The organism is Streptomyces sp. bgisy130, assembly GCF_057708345.1.
Genome location: NZ_JBYISA010000017.1, coordinates 1 through 23,427, shown reverse-complemented (window position 1 = coordinate 23,427; position 23,427 = coordinate 1). Strand labels below are relative to the sequence as shown.

Here is a 23,427-nt window from a genome sequence, read left to right as displayed (position 1 = left end):
TCCTACGCCCTGCCTTCACGTTGCCGGAGCCGCACGGCCTGTTCCGCCAATGCTCCGCGATCGTGACCGGCCAGATGGGCCCGCAGCTCGGTCCGGAGCCAGGCGACCTTCTCCGCCGGGGACAGGAAGTGGTGCGTCCCCGCGATCTCCGCTGCGGCGGAGCCCTTGAGGAACAACGCCAGGGCCAGCTCGGCGAGATCGCGGGCCGTGGGCTGCTGGAGGGAGATCACCAGGTGGAGAGCGGTAGTGCGGTCCGGGGCTCCCCGCCGCACCCGTCCCGCCGGGACGTAGAGGACGTCACCGGCGTCGAGAACGGTCTCGGACGCGTGCTCTCCCTCGCCCACGGCCCAACGCATCCGGCCGGCCAGCTGCACGACGAGGGCGTGAGCGCCGTCGGTCCGGGCGGGCACTCCGTCGGATCCGGCGGCGCAGAAGTACGCGTCGGCGCCGACCTGGGCACGGCACTCGGTGCGGAGCGCGTCGACCAAGGTGCCGATCCCGCCGTTCCAGTCCTCCAGCTGGCTCAGTACGAAGACGTGGCCGTCGGCGACCAGCTCCCGCACCGCGGCCGGCTTCGCGTACCCCGGCCGGGGCTTCGTCTGAACGATCCGGGTCTCGGAGAGGCCCGAGGCAGTGGGGGCGGTGCCCTCCCGCAGGACACCGAAGTAGGGGGCGACCAGCGAGCCGCAGTCCAGCTCGCGCCAGACATCCGCCTCCGAGAGCAGAGCCTTCGCCGGCTCGCAGGTGAACGTGGCCGTCTGGGTCCCCCACACCTCGGCGAGGAACGACTCGGCGTCACCGACGAGGTCGGCGAGGTTCTCGGGTGTCCGCGTGGCCCCATCGGTCCGCGTGGTCTCTTCCGTTCGTGCGGAAGTGTCGATCGTCATCGGTTCAGGCCCTCCGGTTCCGCATGCGCGCCACGGCCGAGTCCACTAGCGCGTCCGGATCCATCCGGTTCAGGTGGTCGAGCAACGCGCTCGTCACCGCCTCTGCCTTGTCCTCGGTGGAGATCCCGGAGGTGGCGGCCTCCAGCCGGTCCGCCTCGTCGCCGAAGCCCTCCATCACGGACTCGACGAGCTCCAGCGGAGCCGGCTCCGTGAGGGTCAGGGTGAGGTGGAGCGAGGTGCCGGCGCGGGCCGTCGCGACGTGGGGGATGCCGTGGGGCAGGTAGAGGACGTCCCCGGGCTCCATGACGAAGGAGTGCGAGTGGCTGTCCGCGCCCAGGTCGGGCAGGAGCCCGCCGCGGGAGTCGACCTTGTCCGGGGCATCGTAGATGCGCCATTCCTTGGCGCCCGCGATCTGTAGTGCGAGCACATGGGACGGGTCCCGGTGCGGAAGCATGCCGGTGTTGTCGCACGGGGTGTAGAAGATATAGGCCTTGAGCTCGGCGGGAAGCTGGCTCTCGATCTCGTCCATGAGCCGCCGCGTCGGCAGGTGCCAGTCCTCGAGCTGACTCAGCTTCATCGTGGCGCCGTCATCGAGGAACTTGCGGACCTTCCGGGCGTCGGCGAAGCCGCTCACGCGCTGGCCGCGGACGTTCCTGGTCCGGGTGAAGTCCGAGATCGCAGGCTGGATCCCCTCCTTCAGGAGCATGAAGTACGGCCAGCGGAGCAGGCCGACGTCCAGTATTTCCTGGATGGCAGTCTCATTCAGCATTCCCGCGACGGGAGCGGCATTCTTGAACAAGCCGTGCTTCTTGTTCCAGAAGGTACCCATGAGATCGACTTCATCAATGAGGCGAGTAAGCGGCTGCACAGTTCCCACGAGAATCCTTGTCGGTCAAATGGAACCATTCGGAGACGGCCGGGAGGCCGTCTCCGAATGGTGTGCTGTCAGGCCTCGTTGATGACGCCGACGACCATCGGGCGCTCGTGGCTGGAAAGCTCCGCCACCTCGGCCTCGGCCTCGGCGATCAGGACCTCTTCGTTGGTGGCGGCGAGCTTGTCGTTGATGGACATTGAATACTCCTTTTCTATCGGTGAGTTGATTTCCCGTCGAGTGACGGGCCGGGGAATATTAGATAAGAGGGCGGATGGCGCGTCAAGGGGAAAGGAGTGAAGTAATTCGCTGACGCATCCCCGCGGGGCCGAGACCGTGCGCGATGGAGTGCTGACGCGGCGATCCGTAGTTCCTCAGCTCTTCTTTGGCGACTCCGAGAGCGAGGATTCTGTGCGGCCTATCAACCAAGGCGTCGGAAACTTCGGCCGTAGAGGTTCCCACGAGATAGGGCTCGACCAGGATGACGGAGGCCACCGCTTGTTCGCGTACCGCGGCGCGCAATCCCTCGGCATCGAAGGGGCGAATGGTGGCGGCGTAGAGGACGGTGACGTCGAGGTGCTCGGTGGCCTGGAGCACGGCGTCGGCCAGCGGACCCACCGCGATGACCGTGGCCCGTTCTCCTCGGCGCAGGACCCGGAAACCCGGCCCGGAGCGCAGACCGTACGGCTCGGCGTTCGACTGGTTGGACAGGCGGACGTAGACGAGTCCGTCGCCTGCCGCGGCCTTGCGCAGCTGTGCCTCGGCCTCGTCCGGGTGGCCCGGCACGTGGATGGTCCAATGCGGAAGCGTCGACAACAGCGCGACATCACCGGGCGACTGGTGGGATCGGCCGCTGCTCGCCATGTCGTAGGAGGCGCCGGCGCTGACCAGGATCGCGCCAACGTCCTGGTGGTTCAGGTCAAGTTTGATCTGTTCGAAGGGCCGCTCGACGAGGAAGGGGGCGAAGCTGTGGGCGATCGGCCGCATTCCCGCCAGCGAGAGCCCGCCCGCCACGCTCACCAGCAGTTGTTCCCTGATGCCCAGGTTGATCACCCGGTCGGGATGGTTCTCCTGGGCGGTGCCGAACAGCCCCGAGGTGAGGTCGGCCGTCACCAGGGCGAGGTTCTCGTGGACGTCCAGCAGCTCTGTCGTGGTGTCGACGAAGCGCTGACGCATGATGCCGGCCAAGGGCACTCCTGTGTGGCTCTGAGGTCTGGATGGCTCTGAGGTCGGGGGAGTCAGCGGTCGGCCGCGGCGCCCACATCGGCGACGACCAGACCGGGGCGGCCGGGATGCGGGATGGTGAAGGCCTTTTCCAGGGCGTCGTGGTCGCGGCCGTCGACCCGCTGGGTCGCCCAGCCCTCGGCCGCGAACCGCGTCTCCAGACCGCCGGGCCAGCCCTGTGTCGCCGAGTGGTTGTCGACGACCACGGCGTTCAGTCGGTCCAGGCCGGCGCGCGCGGCGTAGGCGACCGCTTCGTGATTGGACCCCTCGTCGAACTCGCCGTCGCCGAGCAGGACCCAGATACGGGGCTCGGTGAGTCCGCGGGCCCGCAGCCCCAGCGCCGTCCCCACCGCGAGGGGCAGGCCGTGTCCCAGCGATCCGCTGGAGATCTCGACACCGGGGAGGAGCGCGCGGTCGGGGTGGTAGCCGAGCGGTGACCGGAACGCGCCGAACATGTCGAACAGCTCGGGCCCGAAGAAGCCCTTGGCGCACAGCACCGCGTAGTAGGCCTGTGGACCGTGGCCCTTCGACAGGTAGAACCGGTCGCGGTCCTCGCGCATGGCGGGGTCGACCCGCAGGACCCGGTCGTAGAGCACCCACAGCGCGTCCACCGTCGAGGTCGCGGCCTCGGAGTGCTTCTCGTCCCCGGTCATCCTCGACATCAGTGCCGCGAGGTCCCCGAACCCGGTCGGGCCCGACTCCGCGTCCGGTAACCGGGGCAGGTGGTCGCGCATGATCATCCTCTCGAAGGCCAAGCGGTAACGTACACCTGTGCTGGTCGATCTCGAGTGCATGCTTTCGAGTTGGCCGAATCCATGTCATCGGATCGTGCCGCTGGCCGATTTAGGCCGGGCGTACACTGCCGAGCCATGAAGCATCGATCACTGGGACGCAGCGGGCTGAAGGTCAGCGAAATCGCCTATGGAAGCTGGATCAGCTATACAGAGGGATCTGCCGAAAGAATTGCCCGGGCTGCGCTCGAACAGGGCATCACTACCTTCGACACCGCCGATGTCTATGGCGGAACTCGAGCGGAAGTGGTGCTCGGTCGCGCTTTGGAGAACGTGCGCCGGGAGTCCGTCGAGATATCGACCAAGGCATTCTCCCCGATCGGTCCGGGGGCGAATGATCGGGGATTGTCCCGCAAGCACATCATGGAGGCGGCGCACGGCTCGTTGCGGCGCCTGGGAACCGATTACATCGACCTCTATCAGGCACACCGTTTCGATGAGCGGACCCCGCTCGCCGAGACCCTGCGCGCCTTCGACGATCTGATCCGGCAGGGAAAGGTCCTCTATGTGGGGGTGTCGGAATGGACGGTGTCCCAGATATCCGAGGCCCTCGAATTGGCTGACCGCATGGGGCTCGACCGGATCATCTCCAACCAGCCCCAGTACAACCTGGTGTGGCGGGTCATCGAGGAGGAGGTCGTTCCGCTATGCGAGCGCGAGGGGATCGGCCAGCTCGCCTGGTCACCGCTGGCCCAGGGGCTGCTGACCGGTAAGTACCTGCCCGGTACGCCGGCCCCCGCCGGATCGCGCGCTGCGGGCGTGGCCGCCTCCCAGTTCGCCTCGGGAGCGCTGACCGACAGCGTGCTGAAGCGCGTCGCCGAGCTCGGCGAGGTCGCCTCGGACCTCGGCCTGACCATGCCCCAACTGGCCATCGCCTGGGTGCTGCGCAACCCGAACGTCGCGTCCGCGATCGTCGGCGCGACCAAGCCCGAGCAGATCGCCCAGAGCGCCACGGCCTCCGGGGTCGAGCTGGACGACGAGGCCGTCGAGCGCATCGACTCTATCCTCGAGCCGATCATCGAGCGCGACCCGCGCAAGACCCCCTCACAACCCACCGACTACGGCAACTGACCGGCCACGGCAATCGACCGAGCATGGCAACCGACAAGGCAGCAGAACACCTGTGAGTTCCACGTTGATCCGCTTGATCGAGCCCTCCGACGGCCCCGCGCTGGCCGAGTCGCTCTCCCGGGACAGGCAGGCGTACGCGCGCTGGCTGCCCGCGAGGCCCGAGGAGTTCTACACGCCCGACGGGCAGGTCGCGGTCATCGCGTCCCTCCTCGAGTCCCACGGCAAGGGGCTCACGTGGCCCGGCGTCGTGGTCTCCGAGGGGATCGTCATCGGGCAGGTCACCATCAGTTCCATCCTGCGCGGCCCGTTCCACAAGGGATTCCTTGGCTACTGGATCTCCTCCCGCCACCAGGGTTGTGGGCACACCAGCCGCGCCGTCGGCCTGGTGCTGCGGATCGCCGAGGACGAACTGAACCTGCACCGCCTGGAGGCGCACACACAACTGGAGAACCTCGCCTCCCAGGCGATCCTCCGCAAGCACGGTTTCCGTCCCTGGGGCATCGCCCACGAGCACTTTTACGCCAACGGCGCGTGGCGCGACGAGGTGTTCTGGGAACGGAGACTGACCGGCGGGCCCGTCGCCTAGGAAATGTCCGGCCGATCTTGTAACTGCCGCTTGATCTGCTCGTTTGCTGCGAGCATGGGGAGGGCTCGTCACCGCAGGACAGTGCGCAGAATGCACCCGGTTCGTGCTGGTGCCGGAGAAGATCCGTGTTCCACGCCTCGGCCTGCGATGCCGGGGCATCCGGCACACGATTCCGAAGAAGAGGCCAACGTACCGATGGAGCCGTGCGCGGCACCAGGAGCGGAGCGCTTGACCCTTCGGATTACGCGAGATCGCGGATCTGGTGCACGACCCAGCCACCGACGCGTTCGCGCACCTGCGCCGGTTGCGCGGCCTGCTGCAAGAACAGCACGACCGCGCCGCTGCCATGGTGACGGCCATAGACAGGGAACTGGAGGCACGGGCAATGTGGGGATCAGGACGACGCCTGAGGAACAGCTGGAAGCGTTCGGAGCGCAGTTGTACGAGTCCATCGGCGCTGCGTACCCGGCGACGCGGCGCACCGAGCCGCGGATCGCCGCGAGGATCTGGGAGGCGCTCGGGGACGCGCGGACGGTACTGAACGTCGGGGCCGGCACCGGCTCCTACGAGCCCCCGGACCGCGAACAGCGGTGGAACCATCGGCGGTCATGCGGGCCCAGCGTCCCGCGAGCGCGGCGCCCTGCGTGGCCGCCAGTGCGGAGAGCCTCCCGTTCGAGGACCAGTCCTTCGCCGCTGCGATGGCGGTCAGCACCGTTCACCACTGGCCGGACCCTGTCGCCGGGCTGCGCGAGATGCGGCGCGTGGCCCGCCGCGTGGTGGTGTTCACCTACGACGCCAGTAGCACCGGCTGGCTTCAGCGGTTCTGGCTCACCCGCGACTACCTGACTGAATTCGCCGACCTCCTCGTCGACTGGCCTTCACTGGCCGACCTGACCCACACGATCGGGGGCCGCGCGGAGCCGGTGCTCATCCCATGGGACTGCGCTGACGGCTTTTTCGAGGCACACTGGCGCAGGCCCACGCTGCAAGGGAAACTGACCCAAACGCCGCAAAGGAACTGATCCACCGGCATCAGCAGCCCTTGCCGCGGAGACACTTGGCCTCCAAGGAGCGCTCGATCTGGAGGTCCTCGCCGTACGTGTCGAGCATGGACCGGTCGATTCAGCCTCTCAGCGGCATCAGAGCACCCTCGGAGCGCGCTATGGCTGCCTCGATAGGGCCACTGCGGCCGCATTGATCATCAGGCTCCCCCACATGATCGACAGAACCTGGGCACTGTCCTGCGGATCTTGACTGCCTAGTGGTCACACTCCGATGAAGCTCACTGTTTCTGTCATGTCCGCCCGCCCAGTACGCAGATGTGGCACGCCCTCCTTCTCGAATCCGACTGCGACACCGCATCCACGTTCTCTCACCCTCTCGCTCAACAACAAACCACCTCAACCGTATGACTGTGGGTCATAGAGGTGATCGACCTCGATGCGAGCCCACCAGCACGCAGCAGCAGCCCCGGCCGCCGACTCCCGCCCCTCACTCCTCGACCGCACTCCGCCAGAAGTCCCGCATCAGCGCGGGCGCCGCCGGTCCGGCCAGTTCCAGCTGGCTGAGCAGGATGGTGACGGTGTTGGTGGACGCGGTGAGATGCGCTGCCGTTCCGGTGCCGCCGATCCAGCCGTAGCGTCCCGGCACATTCCAGGGGTCGATCACCTCGATGTCCACCGAGCCGCCGAAACCCCAGCCCTGGCCCTCCAGGAACATCCGGCCGGCCGCGCGCTGGGCGGGAGTCAGCTGGTCGGTGGTCATCTGCCGCACCGAGGCGGGCGACAACAACGGGCGGCCGTCGACGCTCCCGTCGGCGAGCAGCATCCGGGCGAAGGCGTACCAGTCGTCGGCGGTCGATATCAGGCCCCCGGCGCCCGACGGGAACGCCGGCCGGCGGCTCCACTGCCCGCCGGGGGCGTCGACCAGCTCCAGGCCGCCCGCCGGATCGGCCCGGTAGTAGCTGGTGAACCGGTCGAGCTTGCCGGGCGGTACCTCGAAACCGGTGTCCACCATGCCGAGCGGCTCGAACAGCCGCTCCGCCAGGAACTCGGGCAGCGGACCGCCGGAGACCCTGGCGATCAGCACTCCCTGGATGTCGGAAGAGGTGTTGTACAGCCAGCCCTCGCCCGGCTGGTGCAGCAGCGGAATACGGGACAGCGTCGCCATCCAGGCGTCCGGCGGCGCGACGCGCTGCGGTTGCGGCGGCCCCTGTTTCAGATCGCTGAACAGTGGTCCGACGGCCGGCAATGAGAAGTCGGACGGAAAACCGTGTCCGGCACGGGAGGTCAGCAGGTCGAGCACGGTGATCGGTCTGGCGGCGGGGACCACCTCGTCCACCGGCCCGTCCGGCGTGCGGACGACGGAGGGCGACGCCAGCTCCGGCAGCCAGTGCCCGACCGGGTCCGCCGGCGCGATCCGGCCGTCCTCGACCAGCATCATGACCGCCGCGGCGATGAGGGGCTTGGTGAGCGAGGCGATCCGGAAGATCGACTCCCTGGTCATGGGAGCCGTGTCGTCGACATCCACCGACCCGAGTCCGACCCGATCGCCGACATCCGCCCGCGGTCCCCGGGCCGCCGCGGCCCGGCACCGCATCCCGCCAAAGGGCAGGCCGGAGGCCGGCGGACGCACCGGTGTGGGACTATTTCGCCGCGGTGCACGAGCGGCGGAGAGCCGGCGCCGCTCGTGCCGGGTCCGTGCAGCAGAAGAGCCGGTGCGCAGGAGCCGTGTCGGACGGGGGAACCGGATGTTTGCGATACCGCTGGGTGATGAGGGTGCCGAGCTGCGGCCGCTGGAGCCGTGGCATGCCGGGGAGTACCTCGCGCACATGGACCGCGGCCGGGAGTACATCGGCCGGTATGTCGCACTGCCGGACCACACCACCGACCTCGCGTCCGCCATGGCGTTCCTTCAGATGTACGCGGACAAGGCGGCTGCCGACAGCGGCCGTCTCTACGGCATCTGGAGTGACGGCGTGCTCGTCGGCGGTGTCCTGTTCCGGACGTTCGACCTCACCTCCGGCACCTGCGAGGTCGGCTGCTGGCTGGAGGAGTCGGCGGTCGGGCGCGGTCTGATCACCCGCGCGATCCGGATACTCATCGACTGGGCCGTCGACCAGCGCGGGATCCACCGCGTGGAGTGGATCGCGTCCTCGGCCAACGCCCCGAGCCTCAATGTCGCCAAGCGGCTCGGCATGGTGCGCGAAGGTGTGCAGCGGGAGAGCTATCCGCACCGCGGCGTACGCCACGACATGGAGGTCTGGTCGGTCCTGGCTCCGGACTGGCGCCGGCAGCGGGAGACCACCGGCTGACCTCGGGCCGGTCCCTGGGTTGACCCGCGGCTTGAGGGTTGTCCGCCCCTTGGACCCGGCACCGCAGGCCGGACCCGGCCCGAAGTCTCCGGGCCCGGTTCAATGGAACGCTGGAAGTCATGCCTTCCGAAAACAGCGAACACCCAGGTCCGCGGCCTGCCTTGGAGCCCCTCGACAGCCTCGGGGATGACTGTCAGCGTCGAAGCCCCACTCAAGACGATCACGCTGACGCAGGTGATCGCGTCCCTTCCGACCCGGCCCCTGCCCCGCCCCGCTGGCGCGAGCTGCTCGGCCCGGAGCATCGGGGCGCCGCGGTCGTGCTGGCCGCCGGCGTGCTCGTCGGCGCGGTCAATATCTATCTGGCGTCGAGCATGCTGCCCACCGCGGTGACCGAGATCGGCGGTGAGAGTTTCTACGCGTGGAACATGACGCTCTACCTCGTCGCCATGGTGATCGCGACGATGCTCGTCAGCCGGTCCCTCGCACGCTGGGGGAATGCCGGTGCCTATCTCCTCGGGTTCGCCCTGTTCACGGTGGGCTCACTGGTGTGTGCGGCGAGCCCGACGATGCCGGTGTTGCTGGTGGGCCGGTGCCTTCAGGGCCTCGGCGCCGGGTTGCTGTCCGGGCTGGGGTTCGCCGTCATCCGCTCCGCCCTGCCGCGGCGGCTCTGGACCCGTGGCAACGCGCTGATGTCGGCGATGTACGGCGTCGGAAACTTCGCCGGTCCCGCACTCGGTGGCCTGTTCGCCCAATTCGGCTCCTGGCGCCTGGCGTTCGTCCTGATGGCGGGGGTCGCCGCGGTGTGCCTCGCGGCCGTGCCCCGGGTGCTGCCCCGAGGGGAACGCGGCAATGCCGCGGCTCCCGTACCGGTCGTGTCTCTGGCGCTGGTCATGGCCGCCACGGCGGCCGTCAGCGTGGCCGGAATCCTGCACGACACCATGGCGAGGGCGGCGGGCATCGCGATGGCGCTGCTGCTGGTCGCCGGATTCGCCGCCCATGAGCGGCGCAGCGCGCGACGGGTCTTCCCCGGCGCGACATACCAGGCGGGTTCCGCGCTGAAGTGGGTCTATCTGACGCTCGGGCTGCTGTCCTTCGGCGTCGCCGTCGAGTCGTTCCTCCCGCTGTTCGGCCAACGCCTCGCCGGGCTGCCCCCACTCGCGGCCGGCTTCTTCGGGGCGGTGGTCTCCCTCGGCTGGTCGCTGACCCAGATCGCCGGCTCAGCGGCGGTCCGGGAGCGCACCGTACGCCGACTGCGCACCACCGGACCGGTGTTGCTCGCCCTCGGCTTCCTCGTCCAGGGGCTGCTCCAGCGCGAGCACGCGTCGATCTGGTGGGTGGCCATCTGGGTGCCGGTGTTGTGCCTCGCCGGATCGGGCATCGGGCTCGCCTACCCGCACCTGTCCGTGGCCGCGATGTCGGCCGCCACGGACCCGGAGGAAGGACGGCAGGCGGCCGCCGCGATCGCCACCGTGACGACGATGTCCACCGCGTTCGGCACGGCGGTCGCGGGCGTCCTGGTCAGCCTGGGCGGCCCGTCGATGCTCGGCTCGGCACGCCGGCTGCTCTTCGGCTTCGCCGTCCTCTGTGCCATCGGCATCTTCACCGCACGCGCCGCGGACCGCCCGGGCCGCCTCAGGCGGTCAGCGGCGGTCGACGGCAGCTCGGTGTCCACCCAGGACGCGTGATGAGGGGTGTCTTTTGCCGCGAAGTGCGTCGTTCCCGCCCAGCGGTGCCGACGGCGGCAAATGGGCAATATGCCTGCGACCGTCGCCCTGATGCGCCATCATGTGGCCAGCGCGCGCCGGGACCTCGGATCGGCCGACGAGAGGTGACGGCGCATCAGTAATGCGCCCCAACGGGCGCCACACAGGGGGAAATTCATGAGGACCGTACAGCGAACACTGCTTTCCGGAGCGCTGACCGGCGTGCTGGCACTGACCATGGGGGCGGGGACCGCCGGTGCCTCGACACCGGCCGGGCCGGGGCCCGGCACCGCGACCGGCGCCACCACCGTACGCACCATGGACGCCCGCAGCGGTGACGTGATCACCTGCAAGATCACCACGCACCTCCCGCACTACTCCCACCACGCGCACGCCGACAACCGGCACATGGTGAACGTCACCGCCGACATCAAGTGCACCAAGTCGGTCGCGCAGCTGGCCCTCCGCGTCGGCCTCTACAAGAACGGAACGCTGTACAAGCAGAGCGGCGCCAAGGTCAACCGCGGACGGAACAAGGTGGGCCAGAACGCCGCACGGCGCTGCATCAAGCGGCAGAACTACACCGGCTACTCCGTCGGCGTGGTCACCTTCCCGCCCGGTTACACCCCGCACACCAAGCAGGTGAAGCACACCAGCGCGACGGTCCGCATCAACGCCTGCAAGAAGCGCTGACCCCTTCGGCCGGGCAGGCGTCCGGCCGAGCCGGAGAGGCGTTCGGCGACCGGCTCAACCGAGCCGGTCGTCGAGCGCAGCCGGAACCACCTCGATGTCCGGTTCGCCCGCCAGCCGCTCGGCCAGGCGGGCGGACCCGCCGATGTAGGTGGAGTCGAGATCCACATCCGTGGCGACGCACCAGGCCCGGTCCCGTGGCCACCACAGATTCGGCGACTGCGGAAAGAAGACCCCCGCAGTCCGATCTCCTGTGGCGAGCGCCGCCTCGATCGGCCCCTCGTACAGCGTGTAGGCACGTCCGCTCAACTGCACCATCGGCCCGCCGGTATCGGACCAGCCCCACCCTTCCCAGAGCCCGAAGAAGCACTGCTGAGGGGTGTCGGTTTCCGCCGCCAGCACCGAGCACAGAGCCGCCAGCACCTGCGCGGGCAGCGAACCCTGCCACGGCGGCTCGTCACCCGGGCCGGCCACGTCCTCGAAGCGTGCCAGCGGGTGCAGGCTGCGCCCCGACCGCTGCGCCACCTCGGCCCACCGCTCGAACCGGCCGTCCGACGGCTCGCTGGGATGCAGCAGCCGTACATACGCCGCGAAGCCGGCCGGCAGCAGGGCATGGACACCACTGTCGAACCCGCCGACGCGCTCCTCGATCCAGCGGGCCGAGGACACATCCTCGACCCGATGCGGCGGCTCCACCCCGTCCGGCGACCACGTCATGGCTCAGGTTCCCCCTCATCTGCGGTCTGGCTCCCAGTATGAACCGTGCACGCGGTCAGCGTGGCCGGACGGCACCGGCCGCCGCCCGGAACGGAAGCGCCCGCGCCGACGTCGCCGACCGAGGACCGGTCGGCGACGTCGGACGGACGGAGCGTCAGGCGGCCTGTTGCAGCTGCTGTAGTGAGGCCACCAGCTTGTCCACCTCCTCGGACGTGTTGTAGAGCGCGAGCGAGGCACGGGCCGCACTCGCCAGGCCGTAGTGGGCCAGGGCCGGCTGGGCGCAGTGGTGTCCGGCCCGGATGGCGATGCCGTCCCGGTCCAGCCAGGCGGCGATCTCCGACGGGTCGTGGCCGGCCAGGGTGAAGGTCAGTACGGCGATACGGTCGGGCGCGGAGCCCAGCAACTCAAGTCCCGGGACCGTGGCCAGGGCTTGTTGTGCGTAGGCCATCAGTGAGGTCTCGTAGGCGGCGATGGCGTCGCGGTCGAAGGAGGTCAGCCAGTTCAGCGCGGCCAGCAGACCGACCACGCCGGAGATGTGACCGGTGCCGGCCTCCAACAGGTGAGGGACGGGGGCATAGGTGGTACGGGTGAAGTCGACCGACTCGATCATGTTGCCGCCGCCCTGCCACGGCGCCATGTCCCGCATGATCTCCGGCTTCACGTACAGCGCGCCGATGCCCGTGGGGGCGTACAGCTTATGGCCGGAGAACACATAGAAGTCAGCGTCCAGGTCCTGCACATCCACGGGGAAGTGCGCCACGGCCTGGGCCCCGTCCACCAGGACCTTGGCCCCGTAACGGTGGGCGAGAGCGGTCATCTCGCGTACGGGCGGGACGGTGCCGAGCACATTCGACGCCTGGCTGAGCGCGACGAGCTGGGTGCGCATGGAGAGCAGGTCGTCGTACGCGGTGAGGTCGATCTGCCCGTCCGGTTGCAGGGGTACGGGTACCACCCGGGCCCGGGTCTGCTGGGCGATCAACTGCCAGGGGACGATATTGGAATGGTGCTCCAGCACCGGCACCAGGATGTCGTCCCCGGGGCCGAGGTTGGCCCGGCCCCAGGTCTGGGCGACGAGGTTGATGGCCTCGGTGGTGCCGCGTACGAAGACGATGTCGTCCGGTGACGGCGCCCCCAGGAACTGGGCGACCGCCGACCGGCCCGCCTCGTACGCCTCGGTGGCCTCACGGGCCATGGTGTGCGCACCACGGTGGATATTGGAGTTGGCGGATCCGTAGAAGCCGGCCAGTGCCTCGATCACCTGGCGTGGCTTCTGTGTGGTGGCCCCGTTGTCCAGCCAGACCAGCGGATGCCCGTTCACCGTCCGGTGCAGGATCGGGACATCGCGGCGGGCCAACTCCGGTGAGAAGGCGGCGGTTTGACCGGGGAGCCCGGTGAACTGTGCGGGGTGGGCGGCCGGGACGCCCGGATCCGTGACCGGGACCGCAGCCGGATCCGTGCCCGGGACCGAGGCCGGGACCGAGGCCGGATCGGGCGACACCAGACCGTCGCCGAGGAGGTTCGGAGTCGGCGCCCCGGGCCACAGACCCCGGACGACGTCAGGAGTAGTCATAGTAGTTGGAGACCTCGACGTTCTGGAGCACCGCGACGGCATCCTCCACCAGCACCGCCGTATTGAAGTACGCCGTCATCAGGTACGAGGTGATGCCCTTCTGGTCGACGCCCATGTTCCGCATCGACAGACCGGGTTCCACCTCGTCCTCGACCTTCGCGGGACGCAGACCCACCACGCCCTGCTCGGCCTCGCCCACCCGCATCAGCAGGATCTCGGTGGTCCCGACGCCGGCGTTGCCGGAGAACCGCACCTTGTCGGAGGGGAGCAGCGGGACTCCGCGCCAGCTCAGCAGCGGACTGCCGAACCGGTTGTCGATGACCGGGGGCACCCCCCGGCGCGTACACTCCCGGCCGAACGCGGCGATCGCCCTGGGGTGCGCGAGGAAGTAGCCGGGCTGCTTCCAGACCCTGGTCAGCAGCTCGTCCAGATCGTCAGGGGTCGGGGAACCGGTGCGCGCCTGGACGCGCTGCCCGGGGGCCACATTGTTGAAGAGACCGAACTCCGGATGGTTGAGCAGCGAGGCCTCCTGCCGCTCGCGCAGCGCGTGCGCGGTGAGGTTGGACTGGGCCCGGATCTGGTCGATGGGCCCGTTGTAGAGGTCGGAAACCCGGGTGTGCACGCGCAGCACGGTCTGGGCGAGGCTCATGTGGTACTCGCGGGGCGTGTCTTCGTAGTCGACGAATGTCGCGGGAAGGTCGGGTTCGCCGATGTGCCCGGAACTGAGATCGACCGGAACTTCGGCGCCCGGCAGCATGCCGTCCGCCGAGAGGTAGGCATCCATCGCTCCCCGCACGGCCGTGTCGCGTTCACACAGCCCCTCCAGCACACTGCGCTCGACACACAGCGCCACACCAGGGGTGAGCGCACGGACGCGGTACGGCAGGGGCTCGGAACGGGTCCAGGCGTCGAGGTCGAAGAACTGGCCGTCGCCGATCACTTCGAGCACCGCGTCCTCGCCGTAGCGGCCGCTCACCCGCTTCTCGGCGCGGCCCTGGGCGATCACCCACAGCTTGTCGTGCGCATCGCCGTCCTGCGCCAGCATCTGTCCGGCCTCGAAGCTGACTTCCGTGAAGGAGCCCGCGAGTTCGGAGAGCAGGGCGTCATCGGCATCCCGCAGATACGGCAACTCCCGCAGATCGCCCGGGATGACGCGGGGCGAACCGCCGTCGGTGTGGATGCTGATGCGATCGTCACCGAGGACGTAGGTCCGGCGGCGGTTGACGCGGAAGACCCCGGCTTCCACATCCACCCATGGCAGGGCCCGCAGGAGATAGCGCGGGGTGATGCCGCGCATCTGCGGGCTGGTCTTGGTCGTGGTCGCGAGTTGCCGTGCCGCATCCGGGCTGAGACTAGTCTGGTCGTTCATCAGGACCTCCTCGCCTACGGGCATGCCGCTCGGCCGGCACTCGGCCGACCGGCACGCGGGAGTCTGAATCGTCTGGTCGAAGCCCACCGCTCGCAACCGGTTGTCCCCCGGCGCGCGGCCGGAAATGCTCGCTGCACTGAAGACGCAACCCCGAATACCCGCGCGATTACCTGCCGTTCCAGCGCCAATACCTTGCGTAGTAATCTCGCGGAGGCGCATCAGGAGTCACGCTGACCTGTCGCACGACATCATCTGAAGCCTGATTTACGACGGGATTTACCCTCATAACGGTGCTTTGCGTTCCCTAAAGGCAGGCTTATGACGCTGTCTCATGACGCGCAACTGCCCCAACTCCCTTAGGAGGCACGGCTGTTGCGCGCGGTAGGGGAGAGGTGGCCGGACAGGCGGCGCACCGCCCTCACGCCGGCCCGGTCCTCACGTCAGCCCGGCCCTCATACCAGCCCGGTCTGCGACTTGCTGAACATCACGCCCTCCGAATAGAAGAACACCGCGCTGCTGCCGTCGGCGCCGTAGCACGTCCAGGTGGTCGGGTAGTCATCGGCGCGTTCGGACTCGCTGTTCTGCCGGCACGTATTGGTGTAGGCGAACAGGGCTTTCTCGCTGCTGCCGGCCTTGATCTTCCGGTATTCGGCGAGGCTCAGCGGGTCGGTGGTGTCGGTGCTGCCGTTGTAGGCGCAGGCGATCACGAAGAGGCCCAGGAGGCAGCCGCCGGCTATCGCACTCTTCTTCACGGGTGGGGTCGTCCTTTGGTGGGTGGTGTGGGGTGGGGCGGTGGGGTGGGTGGACCGGTCAGGTGTGGGGTCAAGGGATGGTTGCTCAGGGGGAGTTCGGTGGTGCAGGTGGGTGCGGATGGGGTGTCGGTGCGGGGGAGGTGGTGGTGCTCTGACTGTGTGGCTCGCCGCCCAGGAACCGTTCCAAGATGAGGAGCAGGGTGGGCAGTTGCCCGGCCGGGTCGAAGGCCGGCTCGGTGGCCGCGCTGGTGTACATCGAGGAGATGAGGGCCATCACCCACGAGGCGGCGTGGCCCGGATCGAGGCTGGGATCGATCTGCCCGGCCGCGGCGGCCCTGGTGAGCAGTTCTGTGATCACGGTGTGCTCGTCGGTGTTGTCCTGGCTCAGGAGCTCCGCGAGCTCGGGGTCGCGGTGCGCCTGAAGCATGGCCTCCATCACGAGCGGCGGGGCCAGGGGTTCGGCGGCGGGTGCGGCCAGGAATCGTACGACGTCCAGGAGGGCGGCCCATGGGTCGGCGCCGGCCTTCGCCGCGGCCAGCCGCTCCGTCTTCTCTTTCTTGTCGTCCTGGAGGAGGGCGATGAAGATCGCGCGCTTGTTGGGGAAGTAGTGGAACAGATTCCCCGAGCTCATCCCGGCGGCTTTGCAGATCTGCGCCGTTGTGGTGCGCTCAAAACCCTGCGTGGCGAACAGCTCGCACGCGGCGTGCACGATGTGCTGCCGCCGCGCTGCATGTTTCGCCGGATCGATCGTCCTCATGGGCTCACCTTATGACTGACCGCTTCATGTGATGGACGGGTCCTGCGCCGTCGCGGGTAATAATAGACCGCGCACTCGGTTTATGATTGAGTCCGCTCCTGCGCCGCACCGCGCCGGCTTCCGCCGGCCGCGGCGACGCAGACTGCCTGAAGGGGGACACCACCCATGGATGACCTGCTTGCGCGGCGCCACCGGACGGACAAGACCACGGTGCTGGCTCAACCGGCCTGGATGGCGGCGCTTGTGTACGCCGTCCTCGCACTGCTGGGAGCCGGGGCCGGCTGGCTGGTCAAGATCCTTGTGGGGTGGCTGGTGACGTTGCCCTGGGCACGGATGCAAGGGCCGGCCAAGCTCCTGACCTCGGTTCCGGAGCCCTGGCTCACCGTTGGTCTGCTCGCCGCCGGAACGGTCCTGGGGCTGCTTGTGGGCCTCATCGCCCAGTACGAGGAGCTCTCCGTCGTCGTATCGGCCGAGCGGATCACCCTTACCCGGAAGGGCAAAGACCAGCAGTTCGCGAGCGACCGCGTCGTCCGGGCGTTCCTGGACGGCAAACAACTCGTGCTGCTCGGCGATGGCGAGGGTGAACTCGCCCGGGAGACCTGCGATCTGGACGCCCAGCGTGTGGCCGAGGCATTCAGGGCGCACGGCTACGCCTGGGTGGACGAGGACCCCTACCAGGACGACTTCCGACGCTGGGTGCCGGACATGCCGGGACTGCCACCGGGAGCCGACGCGCTGCTCAAGGCTCGGGCACGGCTCCTCGAAAAGAAGGGTTCGGCCGAGGATCTCCGGGAACTGCGCGAGGAGTTGGCCAGGCTGGGGGTCGTCGTGCGGGACGAGGCGCGGCGGCAGCACTGGAGGTTGAACCGGGGGCGGGGGTGAGGTGGCGGCGGGGCTGAGGTGGCGCCGGGGCTGGGTCCCCTACTGGTTGACCACCCCTCCCACCAGCGGTTCTCCATCCGCTCGTGCGGACCCTCGCAGAGTCCCGCGGCAGCAACCCTGACGCTGGTTCAGGGGCGTTCACTCCGGAGTATGACCACGGACGCGACCACGGTCTGACTACTTCCACCGTCCCCGCCGCTAATTTCGACTCATGGCATCCGAGTCGAGGTGCGAGAGACGGGGGAGCGAAGTGAGTGAAGAAGCGCAGCGGCGACGGGTATGGCGTGGTCGTCGGAGGCATACGGGGGCGGTGCTCGGTGCGGTCATGGTCGCTGCGGCGCTGAGTGTGAGCACGGCCGGTTCGGTGCACGCCATGTCCGGGGGCACGCAGTTACCGCAGCGCGGCGCGGCCCCGTGGCTGGCGACACTGGCAGTGAAGGGTGATGCTCCACTGCTGCAACGCGCCTCGTGCGGTGGCGCGTTGATCGCTCCCGACCGGGTCCTGACAGCAGCCCACTGCCTGGACGGACAGGACACTCGCCGGGCGGAGGTGCACATCGGGTCCTCGGTCCTGTCGCAGGACCCCGGCACCGTACGCGACATCCGCAGTGTCACCACCCACCCCCGGTACGAACTGCTGCCCTCTCCTGCGGACCCCGACAATGTCGCACTCTCCTCGGCGGCCTACGACATGGCAGAGATCCGCCTCAGCGCCCCGGTCCGAGACGTCAAGCCGCTCCGCATCGCGCACCACCGGCCGCTTCCCGGCACCCCGGTGTCCCTCTTCAGTCACGGCACCACGGCCGCACCGGACCCCTCCCAGCCGGGCAAGGAGATCCGCGGTGACGTACTCCGCCGCGGCGACCTCACCGCCCGCACCCATGCGCAGTGCGCCGCCCAGACGCCCGCCATAGTGGACGAGGCATCGGTCTTCTGCGCCCGTGACATATCCGGCGGCGAGACGACCATGTGCTTCGGAGACAGCGGCAGCCCCCTCGTCATATGGGGACGTCGCGGGCCTGAACTGGTCGGCGTCTTCAGCTTTGCCGGTGAAACGGCCGGCAAGATCTGCGGCCAGGCCGCCGATGCCGCGTTCGCCGACGTTCCGGCGCTCATGGCAGGGGTGACCTCGGCATAGGTGTGTTGTTCGGGAAATGAGTGTGCAGCGAAGGATGCTGCTCAGGAGGGGGGATTCGGCTGATCTGCTGCCTGCGGCGGTGGCAGCTCGCTACGGTGACGGGCATGGATTCCAGTGACGTGCCTGGTGCCGATGAGTGGCCGCTGCCTCCCCCATGGATGTGGAGCTGCCAGGAGTGCACAGAGCTGTACAAGGCGATGAAGCACGCCCCCGAGGTGGTGAATGCCGCACGGGAGGACGGTGAGCCGGGGGTGGACCACGACCCCCTCGACACGGTGGTGTCCACCCAGATCCGGCTCGCCCGGCACATCGCCACCCACCATGCTTCGGACGTCCCCGCCATCGATCCGTCCTGCGACAGGTGTACCTCTGACGAGAATCGGCAGATGCCGGCCGTCCTCGTCCTGGAGCACCGCGCCCGGCACGTATTCGCCCCGCCGAGCATCGCCGGTCTGCTGTAGCGCTCGCAGCGCCTGTGCAACGCTCGCAACGTGTCTGACCAGGGCGTGGTCATCGGCGACATCTGAAGGGCGCGTCCTCGCGTCCTTGGGTGCACCGTGCCGACCAGCCCGTGCGCCGCCCCCGCGGGCGGGGCGGGCGCCGGTGCTTCGGTTCACCGAGAGTTACAGCGCGACAATCACGGCGTAAGCGATGAAGAATGCCGCACAGAGCACGACGACGATGCCGAGGACGATGGCCGGGCCTTTGGCCCAGCCGCGCGTCTGTTTGTCGCGGGGACCGGTTTCGGCCCCCGTGCTGCCCTCGCCCTGGGGCGTTTCCTCGGGCGGCACCCCGTCACCGGGCCCGAGGCCGGGTGCGTTGCGTGGATCCGGTTCCGGATATTGAGTACCCATACCAGAAGCTTGCCCGATATCGACCGAATTCATCGGTGCAGGGCGGCGGGGCTTGGACCAAGCGGATGCGGGGTGCTGCTCGGTTCTGTGGAGGTGCCGCTTACGTGCTAAGGGGGGCGGAGGGCCTTCCGCGCACGCGCCCGCCTCGTGGGGGGAACGTCGCGGAAGGGTGCTCGGCGAAGGGGGCCGTTACCAGGGGCCGCACGGTGCCCAGCGGTGCCGCACCGCCGGGAGAGGCGGCACGGCGCTCACCGAAGGGGAACCGTCGCGGTGATCCGGAAGCCGCCGGATTCCAGTGGTCCGGCCTCGAAGGTGCCGCCGAGGACGGTGACCCGCTCGCCCAGGCCCACCAGACCGTGGCCGCCGCTCGGCAGCAGGGTGGGTACCGGGCCGTCCGGGGCCTCGTTCTCCACGATCACCCGCACCGCGTCCTTCTGGTAGCGCACCTCCACCCGGGCCGGCACCTTGCCCGCGTGCTTGTGCGCATTGGTCAGCCCTTCCTGGATCACCCGGTACAGGGTGGGCTGGACCGTGGAGTCCGCGGCCGACGGTTCGCCGATGACGTCGAAGGCGACCCGCATCCCGGCGGCCCGTGACTCCTCCACGAGGGTCGCGATGTCGTCCGGCGTCGGCTGCGGGGAGAGCGGAACCTGCTGGTCCCCGTCGTCCAGGCGAAGCACCCCGAGCACCTGCCGCAGCTCGTTCAGTGCCTGCCGGCCCATATCCCCGATCAGCCGGCCGGTGTCCGAGGCCACCCCGGTGCCGGCGGCCCCCGCCTCCAGCGCCCCGGCGTGGACCACCATCAGGCTCACCCGGTGGGAGACCACATCGTGCATTTCCCGGGCGATGCGGGTGCGCTCCTCCATCCGGGCCTGCGAGGCCAGGAGATGCTGTTCCCGTTCCAGCCGGTCCGCCCGGTCCTGGAGGGTCACCATCAGACTCCGCTTGGCCCCCCGGTACATGCCGAACAGCACCGGCACCACCACGGAGGGCACCACGAGAAAGATCGAGTAGGGCACGAACTGCTCGGCCTTGAAACCCGTGGTGACCATGGTCCACACCACGAGGACCGTGGCCGCCGCGCCGGAGCCCAGGAGGAGATTGCGCCGCGACGCCCCGTACTTCGCCAGCGCGTAGAGACTGACGGGGAGGACGCTGAAGGACGGCAGTACGAGCGGGATGAGGAGCACCGAGGCCGCGGCGAGCGCGTCCGGGTACCGCCGCCGCCAGATCAGCGCCACCCCCTGCACCACCACGACCATGACGACCATCGGAGCCGGCAGCAGCAGCGTATCCCTCTCCACGCCGTTCAGGCCGCTGACCAGCGCGATCGGGTTCGCCAGTGGGAAGAGCAACACGAGCAGGATGTCGAACAGCATCGCGCTCCGGTGCTCCCACCACCAGGGCTGCCGCGGAGTCCTCGGGTAGAGGCCGGCCAGGACGGGCAGCACCACCGCGATCAGACCGGCGAAGACGATGAGCACCGTCGACTCGGCGAAGGCCGTCCCGTGACGCGGGGCGTACTGCCACAGATGCATGGCGGCGACGCCCAGAATGAGCAACAAGCCCGTTGGCGCGGCGATGAACACCGTTCGCAGCCGCGGGGTGTGCCGGGCCAGCGAGTAGTACGCCACGATCGTGGCCAGGACGGAGCCGGTGCCCAGGAGTAGACCGCCGGTGATGATCGCGGTGACCGCCACGGGGCATCGGCGCCGCAGTACCAGCACCAGCGCGACCACGGCCGTGCACCACATCGCCCAGCCCTGGGGCAGCAGGCTCTGTAGGTGCCCCGCGGGGAAGGCGGCGCGGAACTGTGCGTCGAACCCCGCGCAGCCGATGGCTCTCAGCACGTCGAGGGCGATCGCGCCCCACGGCCGCCACCAGCGGGGAAGCGCAGGAAGCCAGAACAGTGAACCCGGAGTGGGCGTCGCCCGGTCCGGCAGTGGGGTGGGTGCGGCGGCGGGGCCGGCAACCTTGGCGGACATATCGGCGACCAAACGGACGTGCGGACAATTCTCGGTATGTTACGTCGACCCTGGCCGGTCCGGACCCCACGGAGAGGGTCCTGGTGCAGGACCGGGACGAGCTCGATACACCGAGGCGCCCGGGCGCTCGGCTCGGCGGGCTGTCGGGGGTGGCCGTCCAACCGGCTCGGAGGGAGCCCTGCCGCCGATACGGCCAACACTCACCGAACTCACCGACACGCGCCGACAGCGCCCACACGCGGCGGTACCGCGTCGCGGGCTGCCGACCTGCTGAGTTGCCGGGCAGGAACGGCACACCGACCGTATGCCCACGATCCGCCCGTCTACAGTTCCAGGATGCGGCGTGCGAACCTCACCCATCCCGACGGCACCTGGTCCGGTCTGACTCTGGAGACCCGAACGCGCCCCAGACCGGAGCTGTGCCTGCTGACCGCGGAGCACCGGTTGCTGCTGACTCAGGGCGGGGACCCGGTACTGCTCGGTGTGGTGCAACCGCCCGCCTACGGAGTGGACTTCTTCCGCACGGACCGCTACCGGTCGCCCGTACCGCCGCTGCGTGCCCACACGGTTCGCGCGTACGGGGGTTCCGTCGAGCGCTGGGCATACCGTTTCGCGGATCTGCTGGCCTCGTCACCCGGGACGCCCCTGCACGACGGCCGCTGGGTACTGTCCCCCGATCCCCGACTGCGGCACTGGAACCACGGCCGCTTCCCCGCCGCCGAGTACTGGAGCTCGATGCTCATCGACGGCCATCCGGACGGGTATGTCGACTGGTACGTCCACAACGGTTCATGGGAAATTCTTCCGCTGCGCTCCATGCCGGACGCCGACGACAGCCGGGTCAAGTCCTACCGGAAGCAGGCCCGGGACGGGACGCTGCCGCCCGTTCTTCTCTGGTGGGTCAGCGGTCTGGACTGCCACCTCATCCTGGACGGCCATGCCCGCCTCGCCGCGGCGATCGCCGAGTCAACAGAACCGCGACTGCTGGAACTCCACCGGACGGTCCCCGATGACGAGGCAGACACCGAGACCGGCCGCGCTGTAGCGGCGTACGAGGCCGAACTGACGCGCTTCGCCGAGCTGCGCGCCCTGCACGGTCCCGGTGTCCCCGACGGCGCCGGGCTCGCCGGGCCGGCACTCACCCGCCGACTCGACGCGGCGCGCACCAGCCACCGTCCCACCTGGGCCTGGCCCTTGCCCGGTGGCACAGCGGAATGGGCACGCATCGCCCACGAGCACACCGCCGGGCGCTGGGAACACGACGAGCCATCGTGACCTGTTGCCCCCGGCGGGCGCGGGCGTGGGGGAGGACGCGGGGAAGAGGGAGCCTCTGGTCGGCGTCCCTGCCTCTCGCTCCGTACGCTCCCCCGCAACAGGGGCTCGCAGCACAGGTGTTGGGTCCACCCCGCAGCCGGCGCCGGTTTCTCCTCCGGCCTACTGCTGCCCTGCCGGCCTACTGCGGCTTGAAGGAACGGATTTGGTAGCTGCCCTGCAAGTTGCCGCCGGCGTGGGAGGGCGTGGAGCCGACGCGTGCGTGGTAGTTGGTCTGGGTGTAGTACTGGACCCGGTGTCCGGTGTTGTTCCATACGGAGCGCACGTTCTGGCCCCGCTGGATGAAGGAACAGTTATCGGCCGTGTTCGCCTTGCTGGCTTGCGACCACTGGCAGCGGGTTCCGCCACCGTTCCAGTCGCTGTAGATGCAGAAGTACCCGGAGGTGCAGTTGAAGGCGGCCAGGCCGGTGGGTGCCGTGGGGGTCGCGTTGGCGAGGGGTGCGGCAGCGAAGGCGGTGGCCAGGGCGGCCGCGGCGATGGCGAGCGAGTGAAGACGGCGCATGGCAAAGGTCCTTTTCCGTGGTGAGGATGGGAACGGTCACGCCGCTGTGGGACCGGCTGAGCAGAATCGCGTCGGGGCGGGAGAGCCACCGCTGGTGGGTGGCGTGGGAGGGTCGGCCCGCGAAGGGGCGCCGGGCGGCCTGACGAAGCACCAGTATGGTCCGCGCCCGCGGCCTTCCTCAGAGCATTTCTCGCCGGACCACCGGCCGTTGGAGCGCGGCAGCGTATGCACCGGGCGTACGCGGCGCGCCGCGCTCCGACGCCTCGCGGCACAACGTCCGACACGCCTGCGCAACGTGACCGGCACGCACAACCGGCACCGGCCGGGCACCCGGGCGGGGGCTTCTGCTGTTCGCCCGCACCGCTGTGGACCACAGGCCGGCGATGCCCGGCCCGGGGGGTTTTGAGGGGGGGGGGGGGGGGGGGGAGGGGGG

22 protein-coding genes and 3 pseudogenes are annotated in these 23,427 nt (G+C 69.2%); 10 read left to right on the top strand and 15 right to left on the bottom strand.

Translation table 11 applies throughout. The annotated features are described in order from the left end of the window. Positions 1-2: 2 nt before the first annotated feature. From AC3EUV_RS21860 to AC3EUV_RS21840, 5 genes are all read right to left on the bottom strand, one after another. A complete protein-coding gene (locus tag AC3EUV_RS21860) occupies positions 3-887 on the bottom strand; it encodes a JmjC domain-containing protein (RefSeq protein ID WP_432142330.1) in 885 nt (294 codons plus the stop codon). 4 nt (positions 888-891) lie between these two features. Further along, positions 892-1,656, bottom strand: a complete 765-nt coding sequence (locus AC3EUV_RS21855) for a JmjC domain-containing protein (protein WP_432142329.1) — start codon at positions 1,654-1,656, stop codon at positions 892-894. 176 nt (positions 1,657-1,832) lie between these two features. Then, the gene (locus AC3EUV_RS21850) at positions 1,833-1,958 is read right to left on the bottom strand and encodes a hypothetical protein (RefSeq protein ID WP_397970194.1); all 126 of its coding nucleotides are present in this window, start codon (positions 1,956-1,958) and stop codon (positions 1,833-1,835) included. Between the two features lie 82 nt (positions 1,959-2,040). Next, entirely contained in the window at positions 2,041-2,934 is an 894-nt protein-coding gene (locus AC3EUV_RS21845) for a transketolase family protein (RefSeq protein WP_435603718.1), read from the bottom strand. 62 nt (positions 2,935-2,996) lie between these two features. Next, positions 2,997-3,716, bottom strand: a complete 720-nt coding sequence (locus AC3EUV_RS21840; protein WP_432142328.1) for a thiamine pyrophosphate-dependent enzyme — start codon at positions 3,714-3,716, stop codon at positions 2,997-2,999. Between the two features lie 135 nt (positions 3,717-3,851). Here AC3EUV_RS21840 and AC3EUV_RS21835 point away from each other — a divergent pair, with 135 nt between their 5' ends. From AC3EUV_RS21835 to AC3EUV_RS21825, 3 genes and pseudogenes are all read left to right on the top strand, one after another. Next, positions 3,852-4,844: an aldo/keto reductase family protein gene (locus AC3EUV_RS21835; protein WP_435603658.1), complete on the top strand. Its 993-nt coding sequence runs from the start codon at positions 3,852-3,854 to the stop codon at positions 4,842-4,844. A gap of 73 nt (positions 4,845-4,917) precedes the next feature. Then, positions 4,918-5,430 (top strand): GNAT family N-acetyltransferase, encoded by a 513-nt coding sequence (locus AC3EUV_RS21830; RefSeq protein ID WP_432142326.1) that lies wholly within the window; start codon positions 4,918-4,920, stop codon positions 5,428-5,430. A 235-nt stretch (positions 5,431-5,665) separates the two neighbouring features. Next, positions 5,666-6,410: pseudogene (locus AC3EUV_RS21825) on the top strand (MerR family transcriptional regulator); the annotation flags it as partial. Between the two features lie 285 nt (positions 6,411-6,695). Here the strand turns inward: AC3EUV_RS21825 and AC3EUV_RS21820 are convergent. After that, positions 6,696-6,791 (bottom strand): annotated as a pseudogene (locus AC3EUV_RS21820) (nitroreductase); the annotation flags it as partial. Positions 6,792-6,921: 130 nt separating this feature from the next. Next, positions 6,922-8,016: pseudogene (locus AC3EUV_RS21815) on the bottom strand (serine hydrolase domain-containing protein); the annotation flags it as partial. Positions 8,017-8,179: 163 nt separating this feature from the next. Between AC3EUV_RS21815 and AC3EUV_RS21810 the strand changes: the two are divergent. From AC3EUV_RS21810 to AC3EUV_RS21800, 3 genes are all read left to right on the top strand, one after another. Beyond that, the gene (locus AC3EUV_RS21810) at positions 8,180-8,743 is read left to right on the top strand and encodes a GNAT family N-acetyltransferase (protein WP_435603657.1); all 564 of its coding nucleotides are present in this window, start codon (positions 8,180-8,182) and stop codon (positions 8,741-8,743) included. Between the two features lie 317 nt (positions 8,744-9,060). Continuing rightward, on the top strand, positions 9,061-10,428 hold the full coding sequence (locus tag AC3EUV_RS21805) for an MFS transporter (RefSeq protein ID WP_435603656.1): 1,368 nt from the start codon (positions 9,061-9,063) through the stop codon (positions 10,426-10,428). A gap of 195 nt (positions 10,429-10,623) precedes the next feature. After that, positions 10,624-11,139, top strand: coding sequence for a hypothetical protein (locus AC3EUV_RS21800; protein ID WP_432142323.1), 516 nt, complete (start codon positions 10,624-10,626; stop codon positions 11,137-11,139). Positions 11,140-11,193: 54 nt separating this feature from the next. Here AC3EUV_RS21800 and AC3EUV_RS21795 read toward each other — a convergent pair whose 3' ends face one another. The 5 genes from AC3EUV_RS21795 to AC3EUV_RS21775 all read right to left on the bottom strand — a co-directional run bounded on the left by AC3EUV_RS21795 (position 11,194) and on the right by AC3EUV_RS21775 (position 16,301). Continuing rightward, entirely contained in the window at positions 11,194-11,853 is a 660-nt protein-coding gene (locus AC3EUV_RS21795; RefSeq protein ID WP_435603655.1) for a hypothetical protein, read from the bottom strand. Between the two features lie 154 nt (positions 11,854-12,007). Further along, positions 12,008-13,423 (bottom strand): SufS family cysteine desulfurase, encoded by a 1,416-nt coding sequence (locus AC3EUV_RS21790; RefSeq protein WP_435603654.1) that lies wholly within the window; start codon positions 13,421-13,423, stop codon positions 12,008-12,010. After that, on the bottom strand, positions 13,410-14,792 hold the full coding sequence (locus tag AC3EUV_RS21785) for a family 2B encapsulin nanocompartment shell protein (RefSeq protein ID WP_432142320.1): 1,383 nt from the start codon (positions 14,790-14,792) through the stop codon (positions 13,410-13,412). Before AC3EUV_RS21785 ends, AC3EUV_RS21790 begins: the two co-directional genes overlap by 14 nt. A 452-nt stretch (positions 14,793-15,244) precedes the next feature. Beyond that, positions 15,245-15,544, bottom strand: a complete 300-nt coding sequence (locus tag AC3EUV_RS21780) for a hypothetical protein (protein ID WP_435603653.1) — start codon at positions 15,542-15,544, stop codon at positions 15,245-15,247. An 85-nt stretch (positions 15,545-15,629) separates the two neighbouring features. Then, entirely contained in the window at positions 15,630-16,301 is a 672-nt protein-coding gene (locus AC3EUV_RS21775) for a TetR/AcrR family transcriptional regulator (RefSeq protein ID WP_435603652.1), read from the bottom strand. Positions 16,302-16,466: 165 nt separating this feature from the next. Between AC3EUV_RS21775 and AC3EUV_RS21770 the strand changes: the two genes are divergently transcribed. From AC3EUV_RS21770 to AC3EUV_RS21760, 3 genes are all read left to right on the top strand, one after another. After that, a complete protein-coding gene (locus AC3EUV_RS21770; RefSeq protein WP_435603651.1) occupies positions 16,467-17,183 on the top strand; it encodes a YqeB family protein in 717 nt (238 codons plus the stop codon). 373 nt (positions 17,184-17,556) lie between these two features. Continuing rightward, complete coding sequence (locus AC3EUV_RS21765; protein WP_432142317.1) at positions 17,557-18,321, top strand: S1 family peptidase; 765 nt, start codon at positions 17,557-17,559, stop codon at positions 18,319-18,321. 104 nt (positions 18,322-18,425) lie between these two features. Further along, positions 18,426-18,782: a hypothetical protein gene (locus AC3EUV_RS21760; protein ID WP_432142316.1), complete on the top strand. Its 357-nt coding sequence runs from the start codon at positions 18,426-18,428 to the stop codon at positions 18,780-18,782. A gap of 162 nt (positions 18,783-18,944) precedes the next feature. Here the strand turns inward: AC3EUV_RS21760 and AC3EUV_RS21755 are convergent, their stop codons facing one another. After that, positions 18,945-19,208: a DUF6480 family protein gene (locus AC3EUV_RS21755; RefSeq protein WP_432142315.1), complete on the bottom strand. Its 264-nt coding sequence runs from the start codon at positions 19,206-19,208 to the stop codon at positions 18,945-18,947. 215 nt (positions 19,209-19,423) lie between these two features. Continuing rightward, complete coding sequence (locus tag AC3EUV_RS21750; protein WP_435603650.1) at positions 19,424-21,160, bottom strand: sensor histidine kinase; 1,737 nt, start codon at positions 21,158-21,160, stop codon at positions 19,424-19,426. Between the two features lie 336 nt (positions 21,161-21,496). On the opposite strand from AC3EUV_RS21750, the gene AC3EUV_RS21745 reads away from it, so the two are divergent. After that, positions 21,497-22,435 carry a hypothetical protein gene (locus AC3EUV_RS21745; RefSeq protein WP_435603649.1) on the top strand — a complete coding sequence of 313 codons (939 nt, stop codon included), beginning with the start codon at positions 21,497-21,499 and terminating at the stop codon, positions 22,433-22,435. 178 nt (positions 22,436-22,613) lie between these two features. Here AC3EUV_RS21745 and AC3EUV_RS21740 read toward each other — a convergent pair whose 3' ends face one another. Beyond that, on the bottom strand, positions 22,614-22,994 hold the full coding sequence (locus AC3EUV_RS21740; RefSeq protein ID WP_432142312.1) for a peptidase inhibitor family I36 protein: 381 nt from the start codon (positions 22,992-22,994) through the stop codon (positions 22,614-22,616). Positions 22,995-23,427 lie beyond the last annotated feature (433 nt).